General features: G+C 30.6%; 9 protein-coding genes. All 9 read left to right on the forward strand.

Going from position 1 to position 8718, the window contains the following annotated elements; all coding sequences use genetic code 11:
- Positions 1-113 precede the first annotated feature (113 nt).
- Positions 114-326, forward strand: a complete 213-nt coding sequence (locus tag ACQKNR_RS28920) for a class II lanthipeptide, LchA2/BrtA2 family (protein ID WP_000041628.1) — start codon at positions 114-116, stop codon at positions 324-326.
- Between the two features lie 97 nt (positions 327-423).
- Entirely contained in the window at positions 424-648 is a 225-nt protein-coding gene (locus tag ACQKNR_RS28925) for a lichenicidin alpha family lanthipeptide (RefSeq protein WP_033692916.1), read from the forward strand.
- 43 nt (positions 649-691) lie between these two features.
- A complete protein-coding gene (locus ACQKNR_RS28930) occupies positions 692-916 on the forward strand; it encodes a lichenicidin alpha family lanthipeptide (protein ID WP_033692916.1) in 225 nt (74 codons plus the stop codon).
- A gap of 43 nt (positions 917-959) precedes the next feature.
- Positions 960-1184 carry a lichenicidin alpha family lanthipeptide gene (locus ACQKNR_RS28935; RefSeq protein ID WP_033692916.1) on the forward strand — a complete coding sequence of 75 codons (225 nt, stop codon included), beginning with the start codon at positions 960-962 and terminating at the stop codon, positions 1182-1184.
- Positions 1185-1251: 67 nt separating this feature from the next.
- A complete protein-coding gene (locus tag ACQKNR_RS28940) occupies positions 1252-4392 on the forward strand; it encodes a type 2 lanthipeptide synthetase LanM family protein (RefSeq protein WP_427322674.1) in 3141 nt (1046 codons plus the stop codon).
- A gap of 14 nt (positions 4393-4406) precedes the next feature.
- Positions 4407-5855 (forward strand): S8 family serine peptidase, encoded by a 1449-nt coding sequence (locus tag ACQKNR_RS28945; RefSeq protein ID WP_427322676.1) that lies wholly within the window; start codon positions 4407-4409, stop codon positions 5853-5855.
- A 279-nt stretch (positions 5856-6134) separates the two neighbouring features.
- Positions 6135-7058 (forward strand): ABC transporter ATP-binding protein, encoded by a 924-nt coding sequence (locus ACQKNR_RS28950; RefSeq protein ID WP_001064855.1) that lies wholly within the window; start codon positions 6135-6137, stop codon positions 7056-7058.
- The gene (locus tag ACQKNR_RS28955; protein WP_061402408.1) at positions 7055-7798 is read left to right on the forward strand and encodes an ABC transporter permease; all 744 of its coding nucleotides are present in this window, start codon (positions 7055-7057) and stop codon (positions 7796-7798) included. The genes ACQKNR_RS28950 and ACQKNR_RS28955 overlap by 4 nt, the downstream gene beginning before the upstream one ends.
- Before the next feature lie 15 nt (positions 7799-7813).
- Positions 7814-8551 (forward strand): ABC transporter permease, encoded by a 738-nt coding sequence (locus ACQKNR_RS28960; protein ID WP_427322679.1) that lies wholly within the window; start codon positions 7814-7816, stop codon positions 8549-8551.
- Positions 8552-8718 lie beyond the last annotated feature (167 nt).

An 8718-nucleotide genomic window follows, 5' to 3' on the forward strand; every position in this document is an offset into this window, starting at 1 on the left:
GCAACACCAACAATCGTTGAGGCTACTATCGCAGCTACAGTAAGTATTTGTCCAACAACAAAATGTACAAGCCGTTGTTAATAATAAATTAAAAAATTGAGAGGATGTTTAATATGTCAAAGAATGAAAAATTAGCTAAATTACGTAACCAAGAGTTTGATACGAAAGAATTAATCGGTTCAATCGATGAAAATGAATTAAAGAAAGTAGCGGGAGCGGGAGATGTAAATCCAGAAACAACGCCAGCAACACCAACAATCGTTGAGGCTACTATTGCAGCTACAGTAAGTATTTGTCCAACAACAAAATGCACAAGCAGATGTTAATTTCTATATAGATAACATAATTTTTAATTAAAAAATATATTTTCATTTAGCTAATAATCTGTATAAAAGAATAATAAAATTTATAGGAGTGTTAAATATGAGTTCATCAAAAAAAGTAGTAGAAGCATGGAAAAACCCAGTAGAACGTTCTAAAAATGAGGATGCACCAAACCATCCAGCAGGAGAAGTTGATTCTAAAGAAATTCAGTCTCTATTTGGTGCTGGTGAAGGAGATGTAACGCCGGAAGGTTTAAGCAGCTGGTTAGGTAATAATGGTGGATACTGTACGTTAACGAAAGAATGTATGCCTTCTTGTAACTAATTATCTATATGAAATAATAATAAAATTTATAGGAGTGTTAAATATGAGTTCATCAAAAAAAGTAGTAGAAGCATGGAAAAATCCAGTAGAACGTTCTAAAAACGAGGATGCACCAAACCATCCGGCAGGAGAAGTTGATTCTAAAGAAATTCAATCTCTATTTGGTGCTGGTGAAGGAGATGTAACGCCGGAAGGTTTAAGCAGCTGGTTAGGTAATAATGGTGGATACTGTACGTTAACAAAAGAATGTATGCCTTCTTGTAACTAATTATCTATATGAAATAATAATAAAATTTATAGGAGTGTTAAATATGAGTTCATCAAAAAAAGTAGTAGAAGCATGGAAAAATCCAGTAGAACGTTCTAAAAACGAGGATGCACCAAACCATCCGGCAGGAGAAGTTGATTCTAAAGAAATTCAATCTCTATTTGGTGCTGGTGAAGGAGATGTAACGCCGGAAGGTTTAAGCAGCTGGTTAGGTAATAATGGTGGATACTGTACGTTAACAAAAGAATGTATGCCTTCTTGTAATTAATTATCTTTATAAAATATATAAGAGAAGTAGAGAATCTACTTCTCTTATTAATGAAAGGAGTAGTAAAGTGTCTGTAAAGCATAGTGCATTTATTGATGAAATAAAAACTAACGATCAGATAGTTCCATATTCTACGGATTACATAAATTATTGGAAAAAAACATTTGAAAACAACGAAAATAAATTTGAAGGGATCTTAAAGGATCTTTCAGGTATTCAGTTATCAACTCTATCTCAATTAGAACATGATGAATACAGTGTAGATAAAGTAGATGCACTGCTATCATTAACCTTCTCAGAGTTTGACAGTTTCCAAACATATGAATTCCCCCCAACAATCGAAGAACATTTATCAAAAGCAACTTTTTACAACTTTTTTAAAAAATTTATGAGTTACTCATTTTCTAAAGTTCATAAATCATTGAATACATATTCGTTCTTCGAAGAGTCACAATTATTGGCACCACTAGAATATATGTATAAGAGATTATATGAATTATCCCACAAAACATTAATATTAGAACTTAACATTCAACGTGTTCTTGAAAATTTAAAAGGGGAAACCTCGGAAGAACGTTACAATCATTTTTGTTCTTACATTAGTACAAATGAGTTTTTTGTTTATTTTAAGGATACATATCCTGCTTTATATAGAACAATGTTAACTACATTAATCCATTGGTCAAATAATATTATTACTCTTTACTATAATCTTGAACAAGATAAGGTACAAATCCAAGAGACATTTAATATTGATATTCAGACAAATAAACTAATGACCATTACATTAGGGCTTGGTGATGAACATAATGATGGCAAAACGGTGTCATTAATTGAATTTCTTCCTAATATAAAACTTATTTATAAGCCCCGATCAATTGGTGTCGAAGCGGCATTTAATGATTTAACTGCTTGGATAAATAATCAAGTTAATAATAAAGCTCAACTGTATTCACCAAAAATCATCGATAAACATTCTTATGGTTGGGTTGAATATATTGAGAATATAGAATGCAAAACGGAAGAACAACTTAAATCATTCTATTTTAAAATGGGGAGTCTATTAGGCGTTTTATATAGTTTAAATGCTGTGGACTTTCATTATGAGAATATTATAGCGATGGGTGAGTATCCGGTTCCAATTGACCTTGAATCTTTATTCCACCATGCAAAAATATTAGAAGAAAAGAATGGGTCTGCTCATAATAAAGCTCTAAATCTAATTAATAGATCTGTTAGATCCACTGGAATTATTCCATTTCTTGCATTTAATAGCGATAATCCTAACTATAAAGGTCTTGATTTAAGTGGTCTTAGTGATAAAAATGACCAATTATATCCATTAAAGGTACCTTCAGTAGAAGCAAAGAATACAGATGTGATGCACGTAGATGCTACATATAAATATGTTAAAGTAAATGAATTTGAAAAAAACAAGCCGATTTTTAAAGGTGAAAAAGTTTCATATAAAGATCATGTAGACGTTATAATAGATGGCTTTAAATATATTTATGAATGGATTTTAAATAATAAACAACAGTATAGCAATTATATATCAGATAAATTTAAAAATACGATAGTAAGAATGATTCTAAGACCTACCGCTGTATACGGTGAATTACTAAGAAAAAGTAAACATCCTGATTTTTTACAAAAAGGATATAACCGAGATATTTATTTCCACACTCTGGCATTGGAACCAGAGAATAAACCAAAAGAAATTATTAAATCCGAAAAAACTGATCTACTCAATGATGATATTCCATATTTTTATACAACGGTGAGTAGCAATCATTTATATCATAGAGAGCAAATCTGTATTCAAAACTATTTTGAATCATCTCCTTTAGAAGCTGTAATACAGAAAATCGATGACCTTAATATTGTAGATTGCTCACAGCAAATTCGAATTATGCGAATGAGCTTTTTAGCACATTCAGCTACATTTGGTGCAAATGAACAAGCTATTAATCCATATCGCAAGGTCCATATTCATGCTAATAAATCTAAGGAATTTTTAATTGAGGCACGTCATATAGGGGATTATTTAATTGCTAATGCTATAGAAGGGAATAATCAATCTGATCTTTGTTGGATAAGTACCGTAATATCTGCTTCTAACGAATATAAATGGGATATTTATCCTGTGGATTTAGATTTATATAATGGCTTAAGTGGTATTTCTCTATTCTTTAGTTATTTATATCATTTGACGGGAAGAAATGATTATAAACTAACAGCCGAGAAGTCTATTTATCCTGTAATTAATTCACTCCAAAGATTACCTGAGCAAAGAATGTTTAATATTGGTACTTTTAGTGGTGTTAGTGGTTCAATCTATGCTTTAAATCATATTAATCAATTATCACATACTAAACAATATGAACAACTCATACTCGATTCTATGAAAATGGTTGTTAGTAAATTATCGCAAGATAAAGTATTTGATATTATTGATGGAACTGCGGGGGTAATCGGGGTACTAATAGCTCTTTATAAAGATAGTGGTAATAAGGAATATCTAAAACTTCTCAACCAAGCGAGTGAATACTTAGTAAATGCTGCATATCATCATCCTGGAAAAGAGGGGCATGTCTCTTGGAAACAAAGAGACGATATTTCATGGATTGGATATTCTCATGGAACGGCAGGTATTATTACTGCTTTGGTAGCAGCTAATCAATATATAAATAACCCAAATATTTTAAAACTAGCAGATAAAGTTTTATCCTATGAAAATAGTTTCTATGATCCAAAGCATAAAAATTGGAAACTTCCTTCTAAGGATAATCACTCTGTTGCTTGGTGTCATGGTGCACCAGGTATCTTATTAAGTAGACTAATGTTAAAAGAAAGTAATTATGAAAGTAGTATACTTGATCAAAATATATATGCTGCTCTAGATACCACTATTGATAAATCGTTTGGTCATAATCGTTCACTATGTCATGGGGATTTTGGAAATTTAGATATTCTATTGTATGCAGCAAAAGTGTTACAAGATAAAACATCTTACGAACGAGCAAATTCTATTGGTATACAACTTTTAGAGTATTCTAAAACGCATAATTGGAAACAAGGGGTCAGTACGGGAACTGAATCGTTTGGTTTAATGACAGGCCTTAGTGGGATTGGAGTAGGTCTTTTACAACAGTCTGACTATAATTCAATTCCTTCTATTTTAAGGTTAGAAGAGGCTAAATTATAAAAGGAGACGGATACATGAAACGGCTAAAAATTCTTATAACTATACTTTCCGTATTCTTGTTAAGTTTAGTTACACAACCCGTAAAAGCGGAAAAAGTAGGGACAACGGATAATTATAAATTTATTCTTTTGGATAACGACATTCAAAGGAATAATAAGGAAAATATTATAAACTTTTTAAAGGAAAATAACGCAATTGAGATTAAATATACTCCAGAAATTCAAATGATTTCATATAAAGAAACTAAGAGTAATATTCAAGCCGATTTAGATAGTAAAATACGTACTAAGTTTAAAGCATCTATAGAAAATGTTGCTAATAGTGCTAAATTAACTTTACCAGATCCAAAGGTTTTAAATTCAAATGAGCAGTTTGCAAATAATAAGTTGAAATATAGTTTATCTTCAAAAAGAACATTGAATTCCATTACTATTAATGAACCGGTCTCAAACGTTTCGCCACCTTGGCAAATTGCCAAGGTAACTAATAATTATAAATCTCACGAGATAACTTTAGGAGAAAAAAATGTAAATATCGCTTTAGTTGATAGTGGTGTAGATTATAACCACCCTGAACTTAAGGATAGCATTAGGTATTTAGAAGGAAAATCCTATGTTCCCAGCGAGCCGGATCTGTTAGATCAAAATGGCCATGGTACTCAGGTTGCAGGAATTATTGCAGCGCATGATAAATTAAAAGGGATTGTTCCCAATATAACTATTACTCCATATAAAGTTATAGGGAAAAAAGATGGTGAATCAGTCTGGACTATACAAGCTATTATTGATGCAGCAAATAAAGGGGCAGACGTAATAAACTTAAGTTTAGGAACATATAAGGCTATAAATTTAGAGGATGAGAATGCAATTATAAAGGCGTATGAAAGAGCTATTCAATACGCGAAAGAAAAAAATTCTATTGTAGTTGCTTCAGCAGGTAATGAAGGAATAAGCTTGGATAAACCATTTGAAAAAGTAGATGATGAGAAAGGTGTATTATATAAAATTCATGTACCTGGTGGATTAAGTAATGTATTGACGGTATCAGGAACAGACAAGAACGATGAATTTGTAAATTACTCCAACTTTGGTCCAGAGGTAGACTTTAGTGCACCAAGTGGTTCATATGGAACAATTATTGATAATCAATTCAAATTTGATCCATCCTATTTAATTGGTACTACCTATCCAACTTATTTAGAACCTACTATGTTGGATGTTCAACTAAATACACCGAAAGGCTACACGCTAAACCTAGGGACTAGTTTATCTGCTCCATCGGTATCTGGTACATTAGGAGCTATTATCTCAAGGTATTATGAGCTTCATTCTACAAAGCCTTCGTCAGATATAACTATTAAGTATTTAAAAGATGGTGCTACGGATTTAGGTGCGACTGGTAAAGATGATCAATATGGATATGGATTAGTTAATAGTTATAAGAGTACAAATAGTGTTAAATAATTTTGTTCTTAATTAACCTGTGTTAATGGTATTTTGTAAAATTCACTCACTATTATTTTACTAGATGATAATAGTGAGTGAATTAATATTATCATCTAGTAAAAGCCTGTAGTGGAACGACAGTTAAATATAAAAAATGACATGTAGATTATAGAAACTGAGTATTAACCTTTGCTTTATATTCTATTTGGAGATTTTAGTAAAAGATATTAATAATAAGTAAATATAAGAATGAAATTTAAACTTAATTTAAAATTCTAAATTCAGGTGGTTGATATTATGAACAATCAAGTTTTAAATATTAAAGGTTTGCATAAAAAGTATAAAGACAAACATGTTTTAAAAGGAATTGATTTAACTATTAAAAAGGGTGAAATATTTGGATTATTAGGTCCGAATGGAGCGGGTAAATCTACTTTTTTTAAAATCATACTAGGATTAATAGAAGCAGACGAGGGGACTGTAGAAGTATTAGGAAAGGATATCAAAAAAAATAGAATTGAAATCTTATCTAAAACAGGTTCATTAATTGAAGCTCCGACCTTTTATGATCATTTATCGGGGTACGAAAATTTATTAATTGCTTCTAAATTGAAGAATGTTAATGATAAAGAACATATAAAGGAACTTTTGAATTTATTTAAACTATATGAAGACCGAAACCGTGCCTTTAAAAAATATTCACTTGGTATGAAACAGCGTTTAGGATTGGCTGCTGCATTCATGAATAATCCTGAATTATTAATATTAGATGAGCCCACTAATGGATTAGATCCACAGGGAGTTTATGAAGTAAAAGAATTTATAAAAAAGGCACCAAGTATATTTAATTCTACTATAATTTTGTCAAGTCATATTCTAAGTGAAGTTGAACAAATGGCCGATCATATCGGAATTATTCATCAAGGAGAAATAAAATACCAAGGTTTATTATCTTCCTTACAAAATAAACAATCATTAAATATTGTTGAATTTACAGTTAATAATACAGCCCTTACTCAGAAATTACTTGAACAATCTAACTATATCTTCCATGTAAATAATAATATCTTTAGCGTTGAATATTATGATGATAAATCACTTAATGATATTCAACAATTACTAGTATCTAATCAGATTTTCATTCAATCTTTCCAAACTAAAAAGCAGAATTTAGAGGAAGCATATTTAGATATTGTTGGACAAGGTGCTGTAAGTGTATGAGGAGTGTATTAGCTACTGAGTATATAAAATATAGAAAAAGTCATTTACTGTTTTTGATTATTTTAGGGCCTATTATACTTGGATTGGGTGAGTTCATCGGATTAAATTATTATAGTAATTATCATGCTATTAAATTAGAAACGGTATTTGGCATAAATCTACAAATCTTAAAATACATCTTAAATTTTTTTATTGTGTTTATTATAGCGAGTGTAAACAATATTGAATATAAAAATTCTACGTGGGCCAGAACACTATCGTATCCAGTACAGAAATTAAATGTGTATCTAAGTAAGTTTGTGGTTGTTATGATTGCCTTTATTATTACAACCTTAATGCATATGCTTTGTACAGTATTATTAATTCCAGGTTTAGGTATCTCTTTGGATGCGGTTTCAATGCAGCAGGTATTTGTTTTTACGTTATATCCATTTCTTATTAGCGTTCCATTCTGCGCTTTGGCGTTCATTATATCCATTAACGTATCGAATCAATCAGTGATTGTAACGCTAGCCCTATGTTCGTATCTTTTCGGCGATATATTAAGTTCAACTAAGCTTTGGTGGTTTCCTATTTCATATCAAACTTTATATTCTCCAATTAATTATGTGAATAATCTAGAGGTTTTTAATACATTATGGGCGTACGATAAATGGTACATGCTAGCGGGAATTCCTATTACTGCTGTTATTTTAGGGATTGGATATATCATATTTATTAAAACCAATAATAAAAATTAAAAAAGGAGATTTCAAATGATAAATTTAATTTATTCCGACTGGATAAAAATAAGAAAGCATCCACAACAAATTACATTTTTCATCTTAGCACTTTGTCCGATTATATATTCAATGGTTATGTATACTAAATACGTTGTAGGAAAATATAATCATGGTTTGGATAATGAATGGATGGGCGTATGGATGTTAGTATCTTTTTTCTATGTTGGTTTTTTTCTCCCGGTCATTTCAGGGATGATAACAACTTTCTTCTGCCAGTTTGAAAGTAAAACTAATTGGAAAATAATGCATTTATCCCCGGTTACTAACTTTAAAATTGTTTTATCTAAATTAGTATCTAGTGTGTTATTATTTGCTGTAGTACACTTAATCGCTTTAATAAGCTTATATGTATCAGGAAGATATTTTGATTTTACAGATCCATTTCCTTTATTATTCATGGTTAAAGTGTTTTTCACTTCTGTTGTTGCAACACTGCCTCTAATAACAGTGCAACTTTTATTATTCTTATTTATAAAAACATCTATCACTTTTACATTTCTTAATATAATTCTATCTTTAATTGGGGTATTTATTTTTTCAGAAGCAAAGCGGGGATTTTTATATATATGGTCTCTACCATTGCAGTCTATAGAATTGGTTGATCAAGGTATAGTGTCTATTGGTATATTATTAACATCAATAAGCGCATTTACCATTGGTATGATTTTAATTACAGTGCGTTATGTAAAGACATTGAGAAAGACCGTGTAATATGAGAATTGAATCTTGAGAAATCTTAACAGTACCTCATTTTAATAAACAGTAAAAAGAGCCCATCGGTTATGCAGTGACCCCTGTCAAGTAGACAGTATTTAAAAAGCGCAACTAAGCAACCTGAGTTCTATATTTATATGGACTCAGGTTATTTAATTTCTTTT

The organism is Bacillus sp. NPDC094077, from assembly GCF_050279465.1.
In the GTDB taxonomy this organism is placed as follows: Bacteria; Bacillota; Bacilli; order Bacillales; family Bacillaceae_G; genus Bacillus_A.